The sequence below is a fragment of the Pectobacterium carotovorum genome (assembly GCF_033898505.1).
GTDB lineage: Bacteria > Pseudomonadota > Gammaproteobacteria > Enterobacterales > Enterobacteriaceae > Pectobacterium > Pectobacterium carotovorum_J.
Genome location: NZ_JAXAFK010000002.1, coordinates 1 through 23891, shown reverse-complemented (window position 1 = coordinate 23891; position 23891 = coordinate 1). Strand labels below are relative to the sequence as shown.

Genomic DNA, 23891 nt, shown 5'->3' with positions numbered 1-23891 from the left:
CTGCGCAATCGAGTCAAAAGGCCAGCTTATGCTGGCCTTTGTTATTTAAGGTATATATGCCCTCGGGGATTAATACTGGTAAGCAACGCCCAACCAATAATTACGTCCTTCCTCAACATAACCTTCCTGATAAGCGTAGGCCGTATCAAACAGGTTGTTGACCGACGCATTCACGCTAAAGCCAGCACCCAGACGATAATCCACCCGCACATTGGTCACCGCAAATCCGCGCGTTTTATCGTTATTATCTGAATTATTGAATCCCCAGCTACGCGCTTCTTCCATCACCGTAATGCTGACCGGTTCGACAGGCGTGATCGTTGCCCAGGCAAACACCTTATGCTTCGGCAGATCGACAATGTTGCCGATTTCCTGGCGTTTCACATCGCTATGAATCAGCCCATAGTTAACCCCGACGGTTAGCCAATCTTTGACATCACCGTGAATACCCAGATCCATGCCGTAGTAATCTACCCGGCCGCTGTTACGATTTTGGATCAGGCTTGGCGTAATGTTATGTGACAGAATCGCATTCGATACCCGGTTGTAGTACACGCTGGCGTCGTAACCCCAGCTTTCGGTCAAGCCGCCGCGATAGTTCAGCTCAAGGTTTTGCGCACGTTCGGGTTTGAGGTTCGGATTAACCAGCGCATCCTGATTTTTGGCTGGCTTAGAGGTGGTGTAACGCTCTTTCAACGTAGGAAAACGGCTACGTTCAGACAGCGATAATTGCAGCTCATCGCGATTATCGAAGCGGTACTTCGTCATCATCTGCCAGTTAAAGGCATCCTGATTGTTTTGGTCATAATTCGTTAGCGCGCCGTTTTTCTCATACTTCATGCCCTGCTTGCTGTCGCGCCAGTCGTAACTCAGGCCAAATACCGCGTCCAGCTTATCGAACACATTCCACTGGTATTCGCTTGCCATCGACCAGGTACGGTCCTTATAGCGGTCATATGGCGCATTAATCGCCCCTTTCTCGCGATGCACATCATCTTTCCAGTGTACGGCGAACGACAGCAAATCCAGCTCGCGCATATCAATCCCTAATTGCAGCCCCGCGCCGTTACTGAAATCCGCATAGTGGCTATAGTTACCGCTCTTATTTTTGAAATCCGCCAGCGTTTTATACATCAGCAAGGTATTTTCAAATTCATCGTGATAGAAGCGGCTTTTCAGCGTCATTCTGTCACTAAGCTTTGTGGTGCCCTGATAGTAATAGCTTTCTTTGTTGTAGTCCGGCCACTGCCAATAGCGTCCTGACTGACCGCTGTTGCCTGCATAAGGCGGCGTATTCTTTTCACCTTCCTGATTGATGTAGGTAAACGTATATTCATCGGATTCCCGCGGCGTAAACCCGACCTTAAGCATGCCGCGCTTGTCATCATTGCCGGAATTCATCCGCTGACCTTCGCTACCGGCAATCGCGTTATCAACGCCGTGAGGCAGCCCGGTAAACCGCTGCTTCTGACGACTGCCGCTAATCTGGAAGAACCCCAAATCGCTTTTCCCGCCAAACGACGCATCCATGTTATGCGCGTTGTCACGCCCGCGCGCCCAGCCCTGATTCAAGCGCACGTTCGCTTCCAGCTCTTTTTTCGGCCGCAGGGTAGTGAGGTTAATCGCGCCCCCCATTTGATTCGGGCCCTGTAACAGCGAGGTATACCCTTTAGACACCTCGACCGCCGCCAGATCGGAAGCCTGAAAACGGCCAAGATCCAGGTTGCCGTCATAGGGAACATAAATCGGCACGCCGTCGAGGAAAACCGGCACCTGTCGGCTATCAAAGCCGCGAACTTTCACCTGTTGCTCACTGCGCCCGCCTGACTTTTGTAACGTCACTCCCGGCACGGTATTCAGCGCTTCCGCCACATTGCGTCGATTTAGCTGATTAATCTGCTCCTGATTCACAATATCGTTGGTCGCCGCGACCGGGCTGCTCCACACCGTCATCACGTCTTTCTCCTTCGTGCCCTCAACCGCGTCACCAGAGGCGGCATAGACGCAAGAGACGGGTAATAGACTGGCTGACAACAACCAACTTAATTTTTTTATTTGCATGACATTGTTCCCTTAAAAAAACACATTGCTGTATAAAAATTTATATAACGATAGATATCGCCACTTCCCGTCATCCGGGCGTTCAGGATGATGACGTTAGCGTTTTGGCGTTAAAACGACACGGATATCGGCAGAGGGCGCGTGGTAAGGCGCAGACGTGACGAGCAGAGCAACACCGGTTTCGGCATAGCGTTGAACCGTTTGCAAGTTGATTCCTCCCGCCGCAGACACCTTACATGCGGGCGCATGGCGGGCAGCGTAAGACAGCGTGGCAATCACCTGTTCAGGCGTAAACTTATCAAGCTGTAGAATATCGGGCCCGGCGCTGAGCGCCATCATCGCCTCATCGGGACTATCCACTTCCACGATGATGGCTTTCTCCGGTGCCGCGTGGCGTAGTTGGGCAACATGGGCGGCCCAATCGTCCTGATTCGACAAAAAGCGACGATGGTTCGTGAATAGCAGCACGGTTTCTGCACAGCCCAGACGGTGCACAATTCCGCCCCCGGCCAGCACGGCTAAGACTGAGAGCAGCTTCGTACCCGGAATAATTTTGCGTGTACAGGCAATCTGCCCAGATGGCACCTCGCGAGTATAAATTGCTTTCATTTGATGCAGATACTCGCTGACGCCACAGCACCACTCCAGCACGTTCTGCGCGACTTTCCATCCCTGATGTAACGCGGCGACATTGCCCGTTGCGGCAAGCATCGCCGCGCCGGGCTGCACGCGTTCCCCTTCCTGAACGCAATGCGTCACCCGCAGCCCCAGCCGCTGTAGCAGGCGTTCCGCCACCGGCATCCCGCTCACGCACCCACCCTGACGATGGAAAAACGCGATCTCCCCTTCCCCTTGCCCTATTCCCAGCGCCCGTGTGGTGACATCACCGTACTGAATATCTTCCTGCAAGAGCTGGTCAAGGTACGCATCCGGGATATAAATCATCGCGCGAACTCCGCATGTGGAACCACATCCCAGTAGACAAACGCCCAATCCCGCGTCGGCGAAACGAGCGGAATATCATCATCCTGATGCGCATCGTAATAGGCTCTCAGGCGCTGTTTTTCTTCCTCACTCAACTTGCCTAATGACCAGGCCACACCGTCCGCAAAACGCTCGAAGGTTTCGGTATGCCTTTGGCAATTCTGCCCGCGAATAAAGCTCACGCTGGCGTGAATGCCCATGCGATAGAGGATATTCACGGCATAGATATAGTTCGGTAACGATGTCGATGTTCGCCCGATTGCCGCCGAAATCCGTGGATCGACAAACGTAGGGGAAACCGTGTGGGTGGTGTACACCCGCAGGCGGGCTTTCTGATTCAGCTTGTAAAGCGCGGCCGCCAGATCCATAACCAGCGTCGATCGCGATGCCACCACAATGTCGCAGTCGGGCAGATCTGCCCAGTCGTCTTCCCAGGCACGGTGAGCAAATGTCGCATTTCCTATCCCCATTGCCTCCGCCCGACGGCGTGCCACGTCCAGCATGCCCTCGCTGTAATCAATGCCGTAAACCTGTTCAAGACGCGACGCCACATTCAGACACACCGACCCCGGCCCGCATCCAACGTCCAGCAGCGTTGTCGCCCCCGAAAAATCCATGTTGGCGATGAACCGATCCAGATACGGATCGCGTGGCCCCGCGCATTCTATTGCCATGTTTTCTGCACGCTTATCCCAGTGTTCCGGGGTTTTGGCGGTTCTGGCCGCCCGCGCCATATGCGCCTGATAAAGCGCGGAAAAATCAATCTCGTCGATAATCATATTCTCTTCCTGATTTCTCTTTTATTCGATGCCGTTTACCTGCACGCACAGGGCATCAGGTACGGAAATGGGCGTGAATATCCGCTTCTTGTACGCCGTATAGCGCCGCCAGCCTCGTTGGCGTCAGCAGCGCGTCCGGAGATCCCTGTTCCGTCCCCGCGCCGGGATGTAGCAAAACCACGTTATCCGCCACGGCTCGCGCATGCTGAGGATGGTGTGTGGACATCAGCACCGCGATGCCGCTTTCTTTAAGCCGCTTGATGTGTGCCAATAATCGAATCTGATTGCCAAAATCCAGACTGGCCGCCGGTTCGTCCATCACCATCAGCGCAGGCTGCTGTACTAATGCGCGGGCAATCAGTACGCGCTGGCGCTCCCCTCCGCTCAGCGTCGCGTATGAACGCTGGCTCAGCGACAAAATACCTAGCTGTGATAACACCGCTTCAGCACTCGCGATCTCACGTTTTCCGGGCGTGGAAAAGAGCGACAAACGGGGGTGACATCCCATCAGCACCATATCCAGCACGCGAAAGGAAAAGGGAGAGTCATGCGCCTGAGGCACATAGGCCGCGACCTGTGCGAGCGCTCTGGCAGACCATGCGGCAATAGGTTTTTCGCCGATGTGTATCTGACCAGAAAAGGCAGGAATCAGGCCCAACAGGGTGCGCATCAGGGTGGTTTTGCCGCTGCCATTGGTGCCCAGCAAACAGGTAATCTGCCCGGATGGTAGTGAAAACGAGATGTCGCGGTTCACAACGGTGCGACCATATCCGACGCTAACCGCCTGAAGCGTAGCGATGCTGCTGCCCGTCATGCTCTTTCTCCCCTCAACAGCAGGAGCAGGAAGAAGGGCGCACCGATGGACGACGTCAGAATGCCTAGCGGCAGTTCAATCGCAGCCAGCGTGCGTGCCAGCGTGTCGGTGAGTAACAGCAGCAGCGCCCCAACGGCAATGGAAACGGGCAATAGCCGATTGAAATTGTCTCCGACGATCAAACGGCAGATGTGCGGCACCACCAGCCCTATCCACCCGATGATTCCAGCAATCGACACCGCGCTGGCGGTAATTAACGTCGCCGCAAAAATGAATAACAGCCGCGTACAACGAATATTCACTCCCAGCGTGCGGGCTTCTTCATCCGGCAGGCTCAACAGATTCATGCGCCAGCGCAGTAAAATAAGCGGGGCCAACCCAATCACAATCAGTATCGCGGCAACGTTTAAGTCCTGAATGGTGATGGCGGAGAGCCCACCCAATAGCCAGAAAGTAATAGACGGTAGCTGAGTATAGGGATCGGCCAGGATCTTGATCAGTGCGATCGCCGCACCGCCTAATGCGCCGATCGCCATACCCACCAGCACCAGTGCCAATACGGGATCGTGTCGTTTCGCCATACGGGCAATCAGGCAGACCAGCGTCACCGCCCCTAGCCCACCGACAAACGCCAGAAGCTGAATAAACAGCATCGGTAAGCCAAGGAAAATCCCGAGCGTTGCCCCTACGCCAGCACCGGCAGAGACACCAAGAATATCGGGGGAAACCAGAGGATTACGGAACATGCCCTGATAAGCTGCGCCGGCGGCAGCCAGCCCGGCGCCAATCAGCATCGCCGCCAGCAGGCGCGGCACGCGAATGTTCCAGAATACCGTCGCTTTACGTGGCTCGATCGACGCTGTTCCCTGCGGAGCAGCGATAATTTGCAGGATTTCATGCACAGAGAGGGAATAGTGCCCCACCGCTAACGCGAGCAGCGCGCTGCCGATCAGTAAAACCCCCAGAACTAGAGTAATGGTATGGCTTTTCATACCACTCTCAGCAGTTGCTCAAGCTGCGCATCATTCAGATCGGTATGGCAAAACAGGCGGAAAAACATTCGGGTATCACTTTTGAGCTGCTGAGCAGCAGCAGGGTCAAAATGGCTTTGTAAGCGGCACAGCCCCAGCAGCCGGTTCAGACCGGGCGGTGCATCCAGCCAGCCAAACGGCAAGCCGGACATCAGGATCACGCGCCGCTGTGCAACCGCATGCACGCCCCGCCATTGCTCCGAATGCATAATGTGCTGATAGCTCTGCACATCCTGCGTGATGATGAGTTCCGGGTTCCACCGCAGAATGTGCTCCATCGACACCTGAGTCAGCGTTTTTAGCTCCCCTGCGGTAGCAACGTTCTCAAAACCCAATAGCTCCACCGCTTCGGTGTGGAGAGAACCACGCAGGCCGGTTTCCAGCCCCATCGCCCCGCGAGCGAAATAAAAACGCGGCTTCTCAGCTTGAGCATTGGTGCGGTAGGCATTCGCACGCTGCAAAATCGCCTCGGCAAACTGCGCCTGCTGCTCCGCCCGCTCTGCGACATTCAGTAACTGCCCCACCTGCCGGAGCTGCGAAGGCGTATCCTGAAGGCCGCCATCCACCAGCACGTAAGGCACACCGGTTTGCTGTGCGGTTCTCTGCGCCAGAGAGCGATATGTTTCATCAGCATTCCCGCAGTCGATGATGATGTCTGGGTTCAGCGTCAGCAGTTTTTCCAGCGATAACGTACTGGCTCGGCCCGATAGGCGGCCCAAACGCGGCAATCGGCGTACGGTTTCAGAAAACAGCGCCCCCGATTCGCCCGACAAATCAAACGATGAAAACCCAAGCAGCTTTTCTGGCGCCAGTGCTAACAGCAGCAGATCCGCAGGCGGCCCCGCGCTGATAACACGCTGAATATCAGAAGGGTTGGGAATCTGACCAAACCGTCCGGCAATACGATCAAACGCATGTGCAAAGGACGCAGGCAAAAGAGGTAAAGCAGACAGTGCCGCCAGATACGACAAAAAAGTACGCCTGTTAATTCCCATGATGATCCCAGAGTTAAATAATATCCGCTCTAAATAATTCAAATTTCAGGCAGGCGGCAAGGGAAGGAATCCCGATGAGCTTACTCAGGTAAGTGATTCGGGTGACTAAGCGCAGCCAACGTACATGCAATTTGAAGTATGACGAGCATCGTTATATATATTTTTACACATCGACATTATCCACACACAAAATTCAGGGTCAATCATCCAGATCACATTTCCAGCGATAGTTGATGTGGGTCATTTGAACAGCGAAATAAGGGATGTTTTACGCGGGGATACATCAAAGGGAGAAAGCATTTACGGTAAAAAATAAGCCGATAAACCCGTATAGGTCGGTCGTTTATCGGCTGGAAGCGGTTTAATTCGCTAAAGAAGTCGGCAATTATTTCCGGGTAGCCAGAATAATACTGGATGCTTTAACCAGAGCGATTAATTCGCTGCCCACATCAATATTCATCTCTTCCAGACTTTCATTGGTAACAGTTGAGGTCAGCGTCAACCCACCGGCAGTCTCCAGCTGTACTGTCGAGTTAACGGCACCTTTCGTGACGGAACTCACCTTACCGTGAAACTGATTGCGGGCAGAAAAATTCAAACCACATTCGGCGGATGCCAGAATGACCCAAGGGGCTTTCACCAACGCAATGGCCGGCTTGCCAACGGCAAGGTCCATAGACTGACAGCTGGCTCGTGTAATCACCGTCGTTAACTTATCCCCACTTTCCAGGGTCAATGCCACTTCATTGTTTACCGCACCCTCAACAATGGAAGACACAACACCCGAAAGCTGATTTCTTGCTGAAACTGACATAACGACTCCTTTGGTTCATCTTTAACATAATAGTAACGACTAAATAATCCAGGCAGCAGGAAGTTGCGACACGATAATTACCTGATGCACAACAGCGCCAATATCGTTGGCGCTATTATTACTTTCCTTTCGTATCGCAACTATTCCTCGCTGGAATAGCAGACGATAAATAATAGCCCTATAGTAAACGTTCTCCTGAGAAAATTATGCGATGTGGCATCCATCATTCGCCAATTACCTCAAGATCAATAAGCCAAGATACTCATTTAGTATTATTTTGTGGCGAGATAAATTTTATTTCCGCTGTTATTTGCTGGTGATGTTACTGAATCAGGTAAGGCAATCTGGCACGCAATACCTCCTTTTCCCCATAACGACGCAGATTTTTTCACCACGCGATGAGTCCCCCCTGCGGCTGGCTTTTACGCTGATGGCGTAATTCTTACTAGTCAATTGGCCCACATGCCGTAAAATTCCCGCTTTCGTCATCACGACGTTCATAACGATGCCCATTCTCCCATTAACGGTGGAGCAGAACATGGATACACGCTTTCCTCAGGCGCACAAAGAGGCCCGCTGGGCGTTTGGCCTGACGCTGGTTTATTTATTGGCCTGGGTGCTTGCCGCCTATTTGCCAGACAACACACAAGGGATCACTGGCCTTCCACACTGGTTTGAGATGGCCTGCCTGTTGCTGCCGCTCGTGTTTACGCTGCTGTGCTGGCTGATGGTGCGCGTCATTTTCCGCGATATCTCACTGGAGAGTGACGATGCAAATTGAAATTTTACTGCCGCTGATTGGCTACCTGCTGCTGGTCTTCGGGCTGTCGGTCTATGCGTACCGCCGCCGTCAGGCGGGTAACTTTCTTAACGAGTATTTCCTCGGCGGCCGCTCAATGGGCGGGTTTGTACTGGCGATGACGCTCATCGGTACTTACGTCAGCGCCAGCTCGTTTATCGGCGGGCCGGGTGCCGCGTATAAATACGGGCTGGGCTGGGTGCTGCTGTCGATGATCCAACTTCCCACCATGCTGCTGTCGCTGGGCATTCTGGGGAAAAAATTCGCCATTCTGGCGCGGCGCTACAACGCCATCACGCTGAATGACATGCTGTACGCCCGCTACAACAGTCCGCTGCTGGTATGGTTTGCCAGCATCAGCCTGCTGGTCGCGTTTATCGGTGCGATGGCCGTCCAGTTCATCGGTGGCGCGCGTCTGCTGGAAACCGCAGCGAACATTCCTTATGACATCGGCCTGCTGATTTTCGGCGTCACCATCGCGCTGTACACCACGTTTGGCGGCTTCCGCGCCAGCGTGCTCAATGATGCCATGCAGGGCATCGTGATGCTGATCGGCACCGTCATCCTGCTGGTCGGCGTGATCTATGCCGCTGGGGGATTACACAGCGCAGTGGATAAGCTGCAACAGATCGACCCAATGCTGGTTTCACCGCAGGGCAGCGGCGGTATTCTGTCGATGCCGTTTATGGCTTCATTCTGGGTGCTGGTCTGCTTCGGCGTTATCGGCCTGCCGAACACCGCCGTTCGCTGTATCTCTTATCGCGACAGCAAAGCGCTGCACCGCGGGATTATCATCGGCACGATCGTCATCGGCATCCTGATGCTCGGCATGCATCTGGCCGGTGCGCTGGGCCGCGCCGTGATGCCAGATCTGACGATCCCCGATCAGGTGTTACCGGCGTTGATGGTCACCGTATTACCGCCACTGGCCGCTGGGATCTTTCTCGCCGCGCCAATGGCCGCTATCATGTCCAACATTAATGCGCATCTGCTTCAGGCCTCCGCCACGATCATTAAAGATCTCTATCTCAGCGTACGTCCGCAGCAGATCCACAACGAGCGCCGCATCAAAATCCTGTCCAGCATGACCACCCTGCTGTTGGGCCTGCTGGTGCTGCTGGCCTCCTTACGGCCACCGGATATGATCATCTGGCTGAATCTGCTGGCGTTTGGCGGGCTGGAAGCGGTGTTTCTGTGGCCGCTGGTACTGGGCCTGTATTGGGAACGCGCGAATGCCGCAGGGGCGCTCAGCGCCATGTTCACCGGGGCGATTTGCTATACCTTACTGGCTAGCTTCAATCTTCAGTTGGCTGGATATCACCCGATTGTGCCATCGCTGTTACTCAGCCTGATGGCGTTTATTATTGGCAACCGCTTTGGTCATAATCCACCAGCGCCGGTTGCCGCTTCATCTTCACTTTAAATGTAATAGAGACTGCTATGCCGTGGATTCAACTGAAAATAAACACCTCAGGAAAGGTTGCAGAACAACTGGGTGACGTCATGATGGAAAGCGGTGCGGTATCCGTTACGTTTCAGGATACGCACGATACTCCGGTGTTCGAGCCGCTGCCGGGCGAGACCCGCCTGTGGGGCGATACCGACGCGATTGCGCTGTACGATGCCGAAACCGATATGAACGCGGTTATCGCGATGCTGGAGCAAGAGCCGCTGCTGGGCGTGGGTTTTAAACACAAAATCGAGCAGTTGGAAGACAAAGACTGGGAACGCGAGTGGATGGATAACTTCCACCCAATGCAGTTCGGCAAACGTCTGTGGATTTGCCCAAGCTGGCGTGACATTCCTGACCCGACTGCCGTCAACGTCATGCTCGATCCGGGCCTGGCCTTTGGCACTGGCACCCACCCGACGACCGCGCTGTGCCTGCAATGGCTCGACGGGCTGGATCTGGAAGGGAAAACCATTATCGATTTCGGCTGCGGTTCCGGCATTTTGGCGATTGCCGCCCTGAAACTGGGTGCGGCACGCGCCATCGGGATTGATATCGATCCGCAGGCGATTCAGGCCAGCCGGGATAACGCACAGCGCAACGGCGTTTCCGAGCGTCTTGAGCTTTATCTGCCGAAAGAGCAGCCTGCCGACCTGTCTGCCGATGTCGTCGTTGCCAACATCCTTGCTGGCCCGCTGCGCGAACTGGCACCGCTGATTAGCGATTTGCCAAAAGCAGGCGGCCACCTCGGCCTGTCCGGCGTGCTGGCGACGCAGGCCGAAGGCGTCGCAGAAGCGTATGCAGACAAGTTCACGCTCGATCCGGTCGCTGAACGCGAAGAATGGTGCCGCATTACCGGCCAACGCCGCGCATCGTAATAACGCCATCCCGCGAGTCCCGCCCACCGTATGCAACGGTGGGCACCCTTCTTCTTGTTATATCTCACGATTGCTCACCATAAACTGGCGTATTATTCGGCTCGGCAAGTGACCGGACGCACCTGCGCCCCGCGCTCAACGATGCTGTATCATTATTTTCAAGGGATGAAAAATGAAAGGTAAACTCTCTATCGTATTGATGCTGTCCGCCAGCTTTTCCACCTTGGCGGCCGATCCGGTGCACTGGGGCTACGAAGGCAACGGCGATCCCGCACACTGGGGAAAGCTGTCTCCAGATTTCTCGCTGTGTGAAACCGGTAAAAACCAATCTCCCATCAATATCCGTCAGGCGCTGAACGCTCAGCACGACCCTTTACAGTTGGCTTTCCTGCCAGGGACGCAGCACATTATCAACAACGGGCATACTGTTCAGGTTAACGTCAGTGCAGGGAATACGCTGTTGCTGGATAACGAGACATTCACCTTACAACAGTTTCACTTTCACGCACCGAGCGAGAATGAAATCGATGGTAAGCAGTTTCCGCTGGAAGGCCATTTTGTCTATAAAGACGCGTCTGGCGCGCTTACCGTTATCGCGTTGATGTTTCAGGAAGGAGAGGCCAATCTCCCGTTAGCCACGACATGGCAGCAGATTCCGGCTCAGGTTAATCAGGCGGAGGACGTGCGCACGCCAATCGCGATTCAGAGCCTGTTACCGACGTCATTAAACTACTATCGGTTTAGTGGGTCGCTCACCACGCCACCTTGCTCAGAAGGCATTCGCTGGCTTGTACTGGATCACCCCGTCACCGCCTCTACTGAACAAATCAACCAGTTCCGCTCGGTCATGCATCACGCCAATAATCGCCCTATACAGCCGCTTAATGGCCGCGTCATCATCCATTAAGCCACGTCGCGAGGCTGGTCAGACCGTCTGTCGGCCAGCCTCTGATGAATCAGCGCCCTTTTTTCCCGCATTAACCAACGTATTTCACTGATAAAGCATTGATAGCCTGCTGTATCTCCACTAAAAATGACCGCGCTTACAGATAAAATTCTGTAAGCAGATGAATATTTTATCGTTCAAAAAACCGGCGCAAAAACATAACATACTGTTAAATATGAATAATATTTTCATATGCTTCTACGAACTGCATTTTCATTGATCGATAGCCGTAAATTGGTCAAAGTTTGGCCTTTCATCTGACGTAAAAAATGCGTAATATACGCGCCCTTGCAGGCACAGTATGGTCAATTTTTGTCTATGCACATTGGACAATTTCAGCTTACCAATCGTTTGATAGCAGCCCCAATGGCTGGTATTAGTGATCGCCCATTTAGAGCACTCTGTCACGCGATGGGCGCTGGAATGACCGTGTCTGAAATGCTTTCTTCCAACCCGGAAGTGTGGCGTTCAGACAAGTCGCGTTTGCGAATGGTTCATAGCGATGAACCGGGTATCAGAGCCGTGCAGATTGCCGGTTGTGACCCCGATGAGATGGCGGCGGCAGCGAGAATCAACGCTGATTCCGGCGCGCAGATCATTGACATCAATATGGGCTGCCCGGCGAAGAAGGTGAACCGCAAGATGGCAGGATCTGCGTTATTGCAGTATCCGGATTTGGTCAAACAGATCCTCTCTACGGTAGTGAAAGCGGTAGACGTGCCGGTGACACTGAAGATCCGTACCGGTTGGGCACCAGAGCACCGCAACTGTGTAGAAATTGCCAAACTGGCTGAAGACTGTGGCATTCAGGCGTTAACCATTCACGGACGCACCCGTGCGTGCCTGTTCAATGGTTTCGCCGAGTACGACAGCATTCGGGCAGTTAAGCAGGCCGTTACCATTCCTATTGTTGCGAATGGCGACATTACAGACCCGCATAAAGCCAGAGCGGTTCTGGACTACACCGGGGCTGACGCCCTGATGATAGGACGAGCCGCTCAGGGAAGACCCTGGATCTTTCGGGAAATCCAGCATTATCTGGACACAGGGGAGTTGCTGGCACCAATGCCGTTGGCAGAGGTTAAGCGCTTGTTGATCGAGCACATACGGGAATTGCACGACTTTTATGGTCCAGGCAAGGGATTTCGTATCGCTCGTAAGCACGTATCCTGGTATCTCCAGGAGCATGCCCCAAACGACCAGTTTAGGCGCACATTCAACGCCATTGAGGATGCCAGCGAGCAGCTGGAGGCGTTGAAGGCATATTTTGAAAATCTTGCGTAAACAGAAAAAGAGCTGACAGAACTATGTTCGAACAACGCGTGAATTCTGACGTACTGACCGTTTCCACTGTAAACTCTCAGGCTCAGGTAACCCAAAAACCCCTGCGCGACTCGGTTAAACAGGCACTGAAGAACTATTTTGCTCAATTGAACGGTCAGGATGTAAGTGACCTGTATGAGCTGGTATTGGCTGAAGTTGAACAGCCACTGTTGGACATGGTGATGCAATACACCCGCGGTAACCAAACCCGCGCCGCCCTGATGATGGGCATCAACCGCGGTACTCTGCGTAAGAAATTGAAAAAATACGGCATGAACTGATACTAATCAGTTAAGCATTTGAAAAAAGGCGCTTTACCTCTTGGGTCAAGCGCCTTTTTCTTTGCCATTTTTCAGGGTAGCAACAGCCTTAGCGTGGACGCACTGAGCGGGTTGACGCATGAAAGCGTCGGTGCAGATGATTCAGCCATGATTAATTTGCAAAAAATGGTCGTCTGATTTTCGGTTGTGAGAGTGTCGTCGGGTGTTCAAGATGAGTCCTATATATCGTAAAGGAGATAATCATGAACTTCACTGAACTTCATCATCAAAGCCCCCCCTTACTCATCGCCAATGTCTGGGATGCGAGCAGTGCTATTGCCGCTCAGCATGCAGGCTATCAAGCCCTGGGAACCTCAAGCGCAGCCATTGCCGCTATGTTAGGTTACGAGGACGGAGAAGCGATGTCATTTGATGAATTGCTATACATCGTCACGCGTATCAAATCCGTTAGTCACCTACCATTAAGCGTTGATATTGAAGCAGGGTTTGGTAGAACAGCAAATGAGATCACCGCTAATCTTAAGCGTCTCGCCTCACTCGGCGTGGTTGGCGTAAACCTTGAGGATAGCAGAGTGGTTAATGGTGTCAGACAACTTGATGATGCCGTAGCATTTACCAGAACGTTAAAAGAGATTCGTCATGCGTTAACCATAGAGAATGACCAATTGTTCTTTAATATTCGTACTGATACTTTTCTTCTTGGTCATGGGCAGGCGCTACAGGAAACACTATTACGCGGTCGCTTATATGAAGAGGCAGGTGCAGACGGCCTTTTTGTTCCATGCCTAACATCTGAAAATGATATTGCGATCATTTCTCGGGAGATTAATTTGCCACTCAACGTCATGTGCATGCCAGACCTCCCGGCTTTCGACAGGCTGAAGACGCTCGGTGTTAATCGCCTCTCTATGGGTAATTTTGTTCATTCCGCCATTCAATCAACGTTTAAAAACGTAATGCTCACGATCCAGTCGCAACAGTCATTTGCAGGAGTTTTTGTTGATGAAAGTTCTCGATAATGACCAGTGCGATGTCTGGTATCAGGCACTACTTGAGCGCGATTCAGGCTATACGGGGGTATTTTTTGTTGGTGTGATAACGACAGGTGTATTTTGCATTTCTATCTGTCGGGCACGAAAACCGAAACGTGAAAATGTCGAGTTTTATAAGGATGTTAAATCTGCTCTGGATGCAGGGTTTCGCCCTTGCAAAGTGTGCAGACCAACGGAAAACGCGCATAGCGCACCGCTTTTAATTGAACAAGCGCTTGAACTCGTGCGCGCCAATCCTAAAACACGTATCAGCGACACGGAGCTTCGTAAACACGACATCAGTCCAGAGCGCGTTCGGCGATGGTTTCTGCAAAATCACGGTATTACCTTTCAGGCTTTTCAACGCATGCAGCGGGTCAATGTCGCACTTCAGGAACTAAAAGGTGGGCGTAATGCGACCGAGGTGGCATTTGATAGCGGCTACGAATCATTAAGCGGTTTTGGCTACACCTATAAACGTCTCACTGGCGTGAGCCCAACCGAACAAAGCCAGGTGATTATGATTCACCGTTTTACCACGCCGCTCGGCCCGATGTTTGTTTGTGCCACCGAACGTGGTGTTTGCCTGCTGGAATTTACTGACCGCCGCATGCTGGAGACCGAATTTCGCGATCTGCAGCGCTTGCTCAATGCTCGAATAATGTCAGGTGAAAATAATCATACCCGGCAAACAGAAAAAGAGATTAGCGAGTATTTTTCAGGCACACGCCAACAGTTTACTCTTTTGCTCGATACTCCAGGCAGTGACTTTCAGCGTACCGTTTGGCAGGAACTACGTGCTGTTCCTTATGGCAAAACCTCGCACTATCAGGCGCTTTCCGGGCTGATAGGGAAACCTAATGCGGTACGAGCGGTAGCTGCGGCGAACGGTGCAAACCGGGTAGCGGTCGTCATTCCCTGCCACAGAATTATCGGCAAGGATGGCACGATGACAGGCTATGGCGGCGGTATCGCGCGCAAAAAATGGCTCATTGAGCATGAAAAAACACTGTCGGGTTGAGCAGTGGCTAATCCAGAATCAAAACACCTCAATCAGCTCAAACTCTTCAAACACCAGCAGCATATCTGGGGCGAAGGTGCCTTCTCGTTCGAAGAATGTCTGATGGCCTTCACGCCAGAAAGCCAGGCTCTTGTCTCCTTCGCCCTCTTTCGCCGCCATCTCGGCAGTCACATCGCAGTAGCGCACCAGCGTTAACGATCGTGTCCGAATCACGCAGGAAGGCTGTCCGGCACCGTCCAGAACGATGTTGTAATCACCGACCTGCGGCGTTTCCTCATTTTTGAACGCGTGATACGAGCTACAGGTTGCCGTTTTATGCCCTTCCAGTACCAGTTGCAGCAATTCATCCGCCAGCGCGGGGTTGTCACCAAATGACCAGCGCAGCGCGTCTGGATACTTTTCCAATCCTTGTTTATGACTCATCATCTTCCTCGGTTTATACGGCTATGATTGCTCTCTTTTATTACGCAATCATAGCCTTAAAGCGACCATCAGGTAATATCCACGTCCACCCAGAGCGCGGCATGGTCGGACGCCGCCGTGTCCCATGATGTGACTTCGGGTAGCGGCGTAACAGGTTCAGCGCCCTCTTTGGCGGCAATCTTATCGATATTATAAATCCCCCGACGCTCGATTCCCCACTCCACCACCGCCTGATGCAGCGGAGCAGACAGGAAAATATAGTCCAGCTGATTTAACCGCGCCCCCTTCTTTCCCCCAGAGAAATAGTAGGTGTAGCGCTCTTTTTCTGGGCGTTCAGGGTCGATAACCGGGTGTAAGTCCGACAGAGAAAACAGCGGAGCCAAACTGTGCCAGGGGTTTGATGAATCTTCGTTCAAATCGCCGAGGATGACCACGTAGTCCTTCTTGAGATCGTAAGTCTGTTGAACAATCTCCGCGACACGTTCGGCCTGATCTCGGCGCTTCTCCGCCCCGCGCTGCCGCTCTTCTTCCGTTTGACCGCTCTGGCTTTTGAAATGGTTACACAGGATATAAATCGGCTGCTTGAGGCCGGCATCCAGCGTCACTTCGAGGCAGTCACGACTAAAGACCGGATCGAAGCGTTTTCCAGCATCAAAAATATGCGTGCGAAGCTGGGCAATCCGGTAACGCGTCAGGCAGGCAACATCAATGCCGCGTGGATCATTCGGGCTGTCGATCATCACGAACTGGCTGAATTTATCGTCCCCCAGCACCTGATTGTTGAAATCACGCAGGACATCCATGTTTTCGACCTCAACCGCGCACAGAATGTCGGCGTTAAGCAGGGTAATAATCTTGCCCGTATTCTTACGCTGCTGACTGCTAAATTCTTGCGCCTTAAACACGATTTCGCCGATCCAATCCCCACGACCACGGCAGCTTTTATTGATCCTAAATCCGGTGCCGGCCTCCTCTTTTTTCCATCTCCCCAGCGATCCCGCATCGGTACGAATATCAATATAAGGGCGCAGTGCGATAGAAAGGCGGAACACCTGATCTTTCAGGGCATCATCGTATTGCGGCTGTTCAAGAAGATGCTGAAGCTGCCTGACCTGCTGCAACAAGGCGTCAATCTGCTTGGAATCGGGGAGATTGAGAATCGCAGTGCGGTGGAACAGGTTCTCAACGTTATAGCTGGCGATACGGATCTTCATTGTTGTCTCCTGCTGGGTAGTGGCAAAAGCAATGATGTCCTTTTGAGAATAGAAGCATATTGTGACAGTTGGGCAGCATTCCCGGCAGCGATAGACTTTTTCTATCGTTCTTTAACTCAGCATGGTTAAAACGTGTTAGACGCACTATATTCACTACAAAAGTAAGACTCGCGACAACAGTACGCACACCATAAGTACTATATTCACTTCTGATATAAATAATCACACAACGTGATTTATAAACAGATGTTTTGTCGCGTAGATTCGTTATTAACAAAAGTTATAAGCGCATGACCGCACTCTATTCACAGGAATTCATAATGAAAAAAATACGTTTTGCTTTACTGACCAGCGCCCTGCTTGCTACCAGCGTATTCGCTCATGCCGATGACCTTAGCGACATCAAGTCCGCAGGCGTTCTCAAGATCGGCACAGAAGGCACCTACGCGCCTTACACCTATCATGATAAATCAGGCCAGTTGGTTGGCTTCGATGTGGATATTGGCCGCGCGGTGGCAGAAAAACTCGGCGTGAAAGCCCAGTTTATTGAAGGGCGTTGGGACGGGTTAATCGCCGGTATCGATGCCAAGCGCTACGATGCGGTCATCAATCAGGTTGGCGTTACCAAAGAGCGTCAGGCCAAGTATGATTTCTCCAAGCCGTATATCGATTCCAAGGCGGTGCTGGTTGTCCGTGGCGATAACACCACCCTCAAAGATTTCAGCGATCTGAAAGGCAAAAAAGCAGCTCAGAGCCTGACCAGTAATTACTCTAAGCAAGCCACCAGCTACGGTGCGGACATTGTGCCGACGGACGGTTTTAACCAGTCGCTGGATCTGGTTCTCAGCGGTCGTGCTGACGCCACGTTAAACGATAATCTGTCATTCCTGGATTTCAAAAAGCAGAAACCAGATGCCAACGTGAAGATTGCCGCGACCTCAAAAGACGGCGAACCTTCCGCGATTCTGGTACGTAAAAATCAGGCACCACTGGTGGAAGCATTGAATAAAGCTCTGGATGAAATCAAAGCAGACGGCACCTATAAAACGATATCTGTGCGATACTTCGGGGAGGATGTTTCTCAATAATCGCACTGTTATCAGCGCATACCGTTATCGGAGCTCGTTTTCATGCCGCCTTGGCTACAACTCATGGCAGACTCCTTTTGGAGTCTGCTTTCTGCGGGACTTAAATTTACTGTCCCTCTGGCGATTCTGTCTTTCATCTTTGGCTTAGCCCTCGGCATTCTCATCGCGCTGGTTCGCCTTTATGGCCCAAAGCCGCTGAAATGGCTGGGTGATTTCTACGTTTGGGTTATTCGTGGAACACCGTTACTGGTGCAGCTTTTCCTGATTTTTTATGGGCTGCCTAGCGCGGGTATTACCCTGGATGCTTTCCCCGCTGCGCTCATTGGTTTCACCATCAGCGTGGGTGCCTACAGCTCAGAGATCGTCCGCGGGGCAATTTTGTCTGTCCCGAAAGGCCAATGGAATGCCGCCTATTCTCTCGGCATGAATGGCAGGCAGGCGATTCGCTGGGTTATCTTCCCGCAATCCGTTTTCGTGTCGCTGCCGCCGCTTTCCAATACGTTTATTTCCTTAATCAAGGATACGTCGCTGGCTGCCGTGATCACCGTGCCAGAGATGTTTTTATCCGCTCAGCGCATCGTTTCCGTGACCTATGAGCCTCTGATTCTGTATGTCGAAGCGGCGCTGATTTATCTGATGTTCAGCACCGTGCTGAGCCAGCTACAGGTGAAGCTCGAAAAGTATTATCAGCGCCACATCACGCACTAACACCTCCCCCATCAGCCCACGCCATCCGCTGGGCTGATGACACTCCCCCCGACTTAACATTCAGCCTTGTTCGCTGTACTCCACCCCTGATAAACGCGCAGAGTGGCTGAAGGCATCTCACGCTCTCCATTTTGACGCACCAAAAAAGGGCGCATTGTCCGCTTTGCATTTATCACGGTGCGGATATACCTATTTAGAATTACCCATTTAGATCAATAACCATTCCTTTTCGTCTTGATTATCAATCGAATAGAGAGTTGGCATTTTATTTGCTTCGCTCTGCTCACGTCGGCATCCCGACAGACAGGTATGGTGCACCTTATTGTGTACGTCAAAAACAATTGTGTACTTCAAAAACAGCAAATAACTTTAGACGCTAGGATGATTATGAAAAGAATAGTGATTTCTACTCTGGTTGCTGGCGCGTCACTCTTTGCCGCAATCAATCAAGCCCATGCTGGTGCAACGCTGGACGCCATTCAGAAGAAAGGATTTGTGCAATGCGGTATCAGCGATGGCTTGCCCGGTTTTTCTTATGCAGACGCCAGCGGCAAATACTCCGGCATTGATGTTGACGTGTGCCGCGGCCTTGCCGCCGCCGTATTCGGCGATGCCAATAAAGTTAAATATACGCCGCTGACGGCGAAAGAGCGCTTCACTGCGCTGCAATCCGGCGAGGTTGACGTGCTGTCGCGCAACACGACCTGGACCTCCTCACGCGACGGCGGCATGGGTATGCTCTTTACCGGCGTGACCTACTACGACGGTATCGGCTTCCTGACACACAACAAAGCGGGCTTAACCAGTGCAAAAGAGCTGGATGGCGCAACCGTTTGTATTCAGGCTGGCACCGATACCGAGCTGAACGTCGCAGACTACTTCAAGACCCATAAAATGCAGTACACCCCTGTCACGTTCGACCGCTCTGATGAAAGTGCCAAAGCACTGGAATCTGGCCGCTGCGATACGCTGGCATCAGACCAGTCACAGCTGTATGCACTGCGCATCAAGCTGAGCAAACCCGCTGAATTCATCGTTCTGCCAGAAGTGATTTCCAAGGAGCCGCTGGGCCCAGTGGTACGCCGTGGTGATGAAGAGTGGTTCTCGATCGTACGCTGGACGCTGTTCGCTATGCTGAATGCCGAAGAGATGGGTGTGACCTCCAAAAACGTCGACCAGCTGGCAGCAAAACCCACCACGCCAGATATGTCTCACCTGCTTGGTCACGAAGGCAGCTACGGTAAAGATCTCAAATTACCGAACGACTGGGCATTCAAAATCATCAAACAGGTCGGTAACTACGGCGAAATCTTTGAACGTAATGTCGGTATGGGCAGCGAGTTGAAAATTAAGCGTGGCCTGAACGAACTGTGGAACAAAGGCGGGATCCAGTACGCGCCAGCGGTACGTTAATTATCAGAAAAAACCGGGCGCAGTGTATTGCTGCGCCCCTCAGTACCCCGTATCGAGGTTCCAGCATGCTACAACGCCCAACCGTAAAAGGTGATTTATCACTGACTAATCCAGCGGTGCGCGCCTGGCTGTATCAAATTGTCGTTGTTATCGCTGTATTGGCTGTCGCAACCTACCTGTTGCACAACACCGTGACCAATCTGGCACAGAGGGGCATCACCTCTGGCTTCGATTTCCTGAATAAAAGCGCTGGCTTTGGTATCGTCCAACACCTGATTGACTATCAACAAGGCGATACCTACGCCCGTGTTTTCCTTGTTGGGCTATTCAACACGCTACTGGTTTCGGCATTGTGTATCGTGTTTGCGTCGATTCTCGGCTTTACCGTTGGCCTTGCCCGGTTGTCCGATAACTGGCTATTACGGAAAATATCTAACGTTTATATTGAGATATTCCGTAATATCCCGCCGTTATTGCAGATCTTCTTCTGGTACTTTGCCGTATTGCGGAATCTGCCGGGGCCGCGCCAGTCAATCAGCGCGTTTGATGTCGCGTTCCTCAGCAACCGAGGCTTTTACCTGCCTTCTCCTGAATTGGGACCCGGTGCAGCAGCGTTTTTTCTTTCTCTCATTATTACGTTGGTCGTGACATGGGGCGTTTTCCGGCGTAACCAACGCTATCACGCGTTAACCGGTCAGCCACGCAGAACCTGGCCGCTGGCGCTAGGCCTGTTGCTTGGGCTGTGTGCGCTCAGCCATCTGATTTTTGGCGCAGCCTTTCACTGGGACATGCCGGAATTAAAAGGGTTTAATTTCCGTGGCGGTATGGTGCTTATCCCTGAACTGGCGGCATTAACCGTCGCCCTGTCGGTCTACACCTCATCGTTTATCGCCGAGATCATTCGTTCAGGCATCCAATCGGTTTCTCACGGCCAGCACGAGGCGGCACGCTCTCTCGGATTACCGAATCCCGTTACGCTGCGCAAAGTCATCCTCCCACAGGCGCTGCGCGTCATAATTCCGCCACTGACCAGCCAGTATCTGAATATTGTGAAGAACTCTTCGCTGGCTGCCGCGATTGGCTATCCCGATATGGTGTCGCTGTTCGCAGGAACGGTGCTCAACCAGACCGGCCAGGCCATTGAGACCATCGCCATTACCATGTCGGTCTACCTCATTATCAGTCTGCTGATCTCGCTGCTGATGAATCTGTATAACCGCAAGATCGCGCTAGTCGAACGCTAAGAGGACATCATGACGATGAACCATTATCCGCAAGGCCGTCAGTCTTCTCTGTTCAAAGCGATGCAGTGGGCACGACGTAATCTCTTCTCAAGTATCAGCAATAGCCTGTTAACGCTGTTTTGCCTCTGGCTCTTGTGGGTTGCCATACCGCCGCTGCTCAACTGGGCGATCTTTCAGGCGAACTGGATTGGTACAACCCGCAATGACTGTACGCGTGAGGGGGCCTGCTGGGTCTTCATTCACGCCAGATTTGGTCATTTCATGTATGGCCTGTATCCAGCGGCAGAAGTCTGGCGCATCAACTTTGCGCTCGCCATCGGGTTACTCAGCATTCTGCCGATGTTCCTGAAAAGTATCCCCTATCGCGGACGCTATATTGCGGTCTGGGCGGTGGTGTATCCGCTCATCGCCTGGTGGTTGCTTTATGGCGGTTTCGGCGGGCTCAGCCGAGTGGAAACCTACCAGTGGGGCGGCTTAACGTTAACGCTGATCATCGCTGCCGTGGGTATCGCTGGTGCGTTACCGCTTGGTATCTTGCTCGCATTAGGCCGCCGTTCCACACTACCGATTGTCCGCATGCTTTCCGTCGTGTTCATCGAATTCTGGCGCGGCGTACCGCTCATCACCGTGCTTTTTATGTCCTCCGTAATGCTGCCGCTGTTTTTAACAGAAGGCACGACTATCGACAAACTGCTAAGGGCGCTAGTCGGCGTTATTTTATTCCAATCCGCCTATGTCGCCGAGGTAGTCCGCGGTGGCTTGCAGGCGCTACCTAAAGGACAGTATGAAGCCGCTGAATCTCTGGGCTTAGGCTACTGGCGTATGCAGGGGCTGGTCATCCTTCCGCAAGCGCTGAAAATGGTTATCCCAGGTCTGGTGAATACCATTATTTCTCTCTTTAAAGACACCAGTCTGGTGATCATCATCGGCCTTTTCGATCTCTTCAGCAGCATCCAACAGGCAACGGTCGATCCCACCTGGCTGGGTATGTCGACAGAAGGCTATGTCTTCGCTGCCATGGTCTATTGGATTTTTTGTTTCAGCATGTCGCGCTATAGCCAACATCTGGAAAATCGTTTTAACACCGGACACAAGTCACACTGAGGCCATCCATGAATCAGACTGCATTCACTCAATCAACCGATCACATGATTACCTTAGAGAATGTGAATAAGTGGTACGGGCAATTTCACGTGCTTAAAGATATTAATTTGCAGGTCAGACAAGGGGAACGCATTGTGCTGTGTGGCCCTTCCGGCTCGGGGAAATCAACCACCATACGCTGTATTAATCATCTCGAAGAGCATCAGCAAGGGCGAATTGTTGTTGATGGGATTGAATTAAATAATGACTTGCGCAACATCGAGAAAATTCGTACGGAAGTCGGTATGGTTTTCCAGCACTTCAATCTTTTCCCCCACTTAACCGTGTTACAAAACTGCACACTGGCGCCATGCTGGGTACGCAACATGCCGAAGAAAGAAGCGGAAGAACTGGCAATGCACTATCTGGAACGTGTGCGTATCGCCGCACATGCGCATAAATTTCCAGGGCAGCTATCCGGAGGGCAGCAGCAGCGTGTGGCCATCGCGCGCTCGCTGTGCATGAAGCCCAAGATTATGCTATTTGACGAACCGACGTCCGCATTGGATCCTGAAATGGTAAAAGAGGTTCTCGATACCATGCTTGGGCTGGCTCAGGACGGGATGACGATGCTCTGCGTAACGCACGAAATGGGGTTCGCAAAAACTGTCGCTGACCGAGTGATCTTTATGGATCAGGGTGAGATCGTGGAACAAGCGCCACCGGATATCTTCTTCTCCAGCCCTCGCTCAGAACGCACGCAGTCATTTCTCTCGCAGATTCTGCACTAATCTGAAGTACTCTGCCTGCGTGTCTACGCAGGCCTTCCCTAACGCGCCAGTATGATAGTGGCTCTCGCGACTCACGTTATCGAGTTCAACTAACGCGATCAACATAATGTAGGTAGTTCTCACACTAACCCATTGAATAATAACGGGTAGAAAATGAGCTTTCGCATCTCCAAAAGCCGTCCTATACCTGTATCCATCATGCGGGCTGTTAGCCGCCTTCCGGATACTGATAAACAGTCGCTCCCAAACACGCATAGCAAAAAGCCCCTGTCTTTCGACAGCGACTGTCCACTTGTTTGATGCCCGGCAGTTTATGGCAGGCGTCCTGCCCGCCCCCCTCGGGCCGTTGCGTCGCAACGTGCAAATCCGCTCCCGGCGGATTTGTCCTGCTCCAGAGAGCCCTCACCGACACACAGCAGACAAAACAAGAAGCCCAGTCTTTCGACTGGGCTTCTTGTTTTATTTGATGCCTGGCAGTTCCCTACTCTCACATGGGGAAGCCCCACACTACCATCGGCGCTACGGCGTTTCACTTCTGAGTTCGGCATGGGGTCAGGTGGGACCACCGCGCTATCGCCGCCAGGCAAATTCTATTTCATTCCAACCGTTATACGTTGCTTACGCGCTCGCACAACCATCAGAACCAATCTCTGAACAAGCTGATTATTGTTTTCTATGAGTCACCCACAAAACACCTTCGGTGTTGTAAGGTTAAGCCTC

23 protein-coding genes and 1 rRNA gene are annotated in these 23891 nt (G+C 52.4%); 14 read left to right on the top strand and 10 right to left on the bottom strand.

The genetic code is table 11. From position 1 onward, the window contains the following. Positions 1–69: 69 nt before the first annotated feature. The 7 genes from R9X49_RS12125 to R9X49_RS12095 all read right to left on the bottom strand — a co-directional run bounded on the left by R9X49_RS12125 (position 70) and on the right by R9X49_RS12095 (position 7478). Positions 70–2061, bottom strand: coding sequence for a TonB-dependent receptor (locus tag R9X49_RS12125; protein WP_319848665.1), 1992 nt, complete (start codon positions 2059–2061; stop codon positions 70–72). Between the two features lie 96 nt (positions 2062–2157). Continuing rightward, positions 2158–3006 (bottom strand): ModD protein, encoded by an 849-nt coding sequence (gene modD, locus R9X49_RS12120; RefSeq protein WP_319848664.1) that lies wholly within the window; start codon positions 3004–3006, stop codon positions 2158–2160. After that, positions 3003–3824 carry a class I SAM-dependent methyltransferase gene (locus tag R9X49_RS12115; protein ID WP_319848663.1) on the bottom strand — a complete coding sequence of 274 codons (822 nt, stop codon included), beginning with the start codon at positions 3822–3824 and terminating at the stop codon, positions 3003–3005. Before R9X49_RS12115 ends, modD begins: the two co-directional genes overlap by 4 nt. Before the next feature lie 55 nt (positions 3825–3879). Then, positions 3880–4638, bottom strand: coding sequence for an ABC transporter ATP-binding protein (locus R9X49_RS12110; protein WP_319848662.1), 759 nt, complete (start codon positions 4636–4638; stop codon positions 3880–3882). Further along, positions 4635–5630, bottom strand: coding sequence for an iron ABC transporter permease (locus R9X49_RS12105; protein WP_319848661.1), 996 nt, complete (start codon positions 5628–5630; stop codon positions 4635–4637). The genes R9X49_RS12110 and R9X49_RS12105 overlap by 4 nt, the downstream gene beginning before the upstream one ends. Beyond that, positions 5627–6664: an ABC transporter substrate-binding protein gene (locus tag R9X49_RS12100; RefSeq protein WP_319848660.1), complete on the bottom strand. Its 1038-nt coding sequence runs from the start codon at positions 6662–6664 to the stop codon at positions 5627–5629. The genes R9X49_RS12105 and R9X49_RS12100 overlap by 4 nt, the downstream gene beginning before the upstream one ends. A gap of 385 nt (positions 6665–7049) precedes the next feature. After that, on the bottom strand, positions 7050–7478 hold the full coding sequence (locus tag R9X49_RS12095; RefSeq protein ID WP_319848659.1) for a TOBE domain-containing protein: 429 nt from the start codon (positions 7476–7478) through the stop codon (positions 7050–7052). A 538-nt stretch (positions 7479–8016) separates the two neighbouring features. Here R9X49_RS12095 and R9X49_RS12090 point away from each other — a divergent pair. From R9X49_RS12090 to R9X49_RS12055, 8 genes are all read left to right on the top strand, one after another. After that, positions 8017–8259, top strand: a complete 243-nt coding sequence (locus tag R9X49_RS12090) for a YhdT family protein (RefSeq protein WP_039482401.1) — start codon at positions 8017–8019, stop codon at positions 8257–8259. After that, positions 8249–9700 (top strand): sodium/pantothenate symporter, encoded by a 1452-nt coding sequence (gene panF / locus R9X49_RS12085; protein ID WP_271875712.1) that lies wholly within the window; start codon positions 8249–8251, stop codon positions 9698–9700. The genes R9X49_RS12090 and panF overlap by 11 nt, the downstream gene beginning before the upstream one ends. Positions 9701–9717: 17 nt before the next feature. After that, the gene (gene prmA / locus R9X49_RS12080; RefSeq protein ID WP_319848658.1) at positions 9718–10605 is read left to right on the top strand and encodes a 50S ribosomal protein L11 methyltransferase; all 888 of its coding nucleotides are present in this window, start codon (positions 9718–9720) and stop codon (positions 10603–10605) included. A gap of 172 nt (positions 10606–10777) precedes the next feature. Further along, positions 10778–11512, top strand: a complete 735-nt coding sequence (locus tag R9X49_RS12075) for a carbonic anhydrase (RefSeq protein WP_319848657.1) — start codon at positions 10778–10780, stop codon at positions 11510–11512. Between the two features lie 357 nt (positions 11513–11869). Further along, positions 11870–12835, top strand: coding sequence for a tRNA dihydrouridine synthase DusB (dusB, locus tag R9X49_RS12070; RefSeq protein ID WP_319848656.1), 966 nt, complete (start codon positions 11870–11872; stop codon positions 12833–12835). Between the two features lie 23 nt (positions 12836–12858). Next, complete coding sequence (fis, locus tag R9X49_RS12065; protein ID WP_005975342.1) at positions 12859–13155, top strand: DNA-binding transcriptional regulator Fis; 297 nt, start codon at positions 12859–12861, stop codon at positions 13153–13155. A 242-nt stretch (positions 13156–13397) separates the two neighbouring features. Further along, on the top strand, positions 13398–14174 hold the full coding sequence (locus tag R9X49_RS12060; protein ID WP_319848655.1) for an isocitrate lyase/phosphoenolpyruvate mutase family protein: 777 nt from the start codon (positions 13398–13400) through the stop codon (positions 14172–14174). Further along, complete coding sequence (locus tag R9X49_RS12055; RefSeq protein WP_319848654.1) at positions 14158–15207, top strand: methylated-DNA--[protein]-cysteine S-methyltransferase; 1050 nt, start codon at positions 14158–14160, stop codon at positions 15205–15207. Before R9X49_RS12060 ends, R9X49_RS12055 begins: the two co-directional genes overlap by 17 nt. A gap of 18 nt (positions 15208–15225) precedes the next feature. On the opposite strand, the gene R9X49_RS12050 is transcribed toward R9X49_RS12055, so the two are convergent. Then, positions 15226–15630, bottom strand: coding sequence for an ASCH domain-containing protein (locus R9X49_RS12050; protein ID WP_319848653.1), 405 nt, complete (start codon positions 15628–15630; stop codon positions 15226–15228). A gap of 68 nt (positions 15631–15698) precedes the next feature. Continuing rightward, on the bottom strand, positions 15699–16844 hold the full coding sequence (locus R9X49_RS12045) for an endonuclease/exonuclease/phosphatase family protein (protein WP_319848652.1): 1146 nt from the start codon (positions 16842–16844) through the stop codon (positions 15699–15701). Between the two features lie 320 nt (positions 16845–17164). Between R9X49_RS12045 and R9X49_RS12040 the strand changes: the two genes are divergently transcribed. The 6 genes from R9X49_RS12040 (at position 17165) to R9X49_RS12015 (ending at position 23171) form a co-directional block, all read left to right on the top strand. Further along, positions 17165–17932, top strand: a complete 768-nt coding sequence (locus R9X49_RS12040) for an amino acid ABC transporter substrate-binding protein (RefSeq protein WP_180791993.1) — start codon at positions 17165–17167, stop codon at positions 17930–17932. A 42-nt stretch (positions 17933–17974) separates the two neighbouring features. Next, positions 17975–18640, top strand: a complete 666-nt coding sequence (locus R9X49_RS12035; RefSeq protein ID WP_039498201.1) for an amino acid ABC transporter permease — start codon at positions 17975–17977, stop codon at positions 18638–18640. A gap of 387 nt (positions 18641–19027) precedes the next feature. Next, positions 19028–20053 carry an amino acid ABC transporter substrate-binding protein gene (locus R9X49_RS12030; RefSeq protein WP_005975324.1) on the top strand — a complete coding sequence of 342 codons (1026 nt, stop codon included), beginning with the start codon at positions 19028–19030 and terminating at the stop codon, positions 20051–20053. Between the two features lie 65 nt (positions 20054–20118). Then, positions 20119–21297, top strand: coding sequence for an amino acid ABC transporter permease (locus tag R9X49_RS12025; RefSeq protein WP_319848650.1), 1179 nt, complete (start codon positions 20119–20121; stop codon positions 21295–21297). 9 nt (positions 21298–21306) lie between these two features. Then, entirely contained in the window at positions 21307–22401 is a 1095-nt protein-coding gene (locus tag R9X49_RS12020; RefSeq protein ID WP_319848649.1) for an amino acid ABC transporter permease, read from the top strand. 8 nt (positions 22402–22409) lie between these two features. Beyond that, the gene (locus R9X49_RS12015; RefSeq protein WP_319848648.1) at positions 22410–23171 is read left to right on the top strand and encodes an amino acid ABC transporter ATP-binding protein; all 762 of its coding nucleotides are present in this window, start codon (positions 22410–22412) and stop codon (positions 23169–23171) included. Between the two features lie 468 nt (positions 23172–23639). On the opposite strand, the gene rrf is transcribed toward R9X49_RS12015, so the two are convergent. Beyond that, a 5S ribosomal RNA gene (gene rrf / locus R9X49_RS12010) occupies positions 23640–23755 on the bottom strand. Positions 23756–23891: the final 136 nt, after the last annotated feature.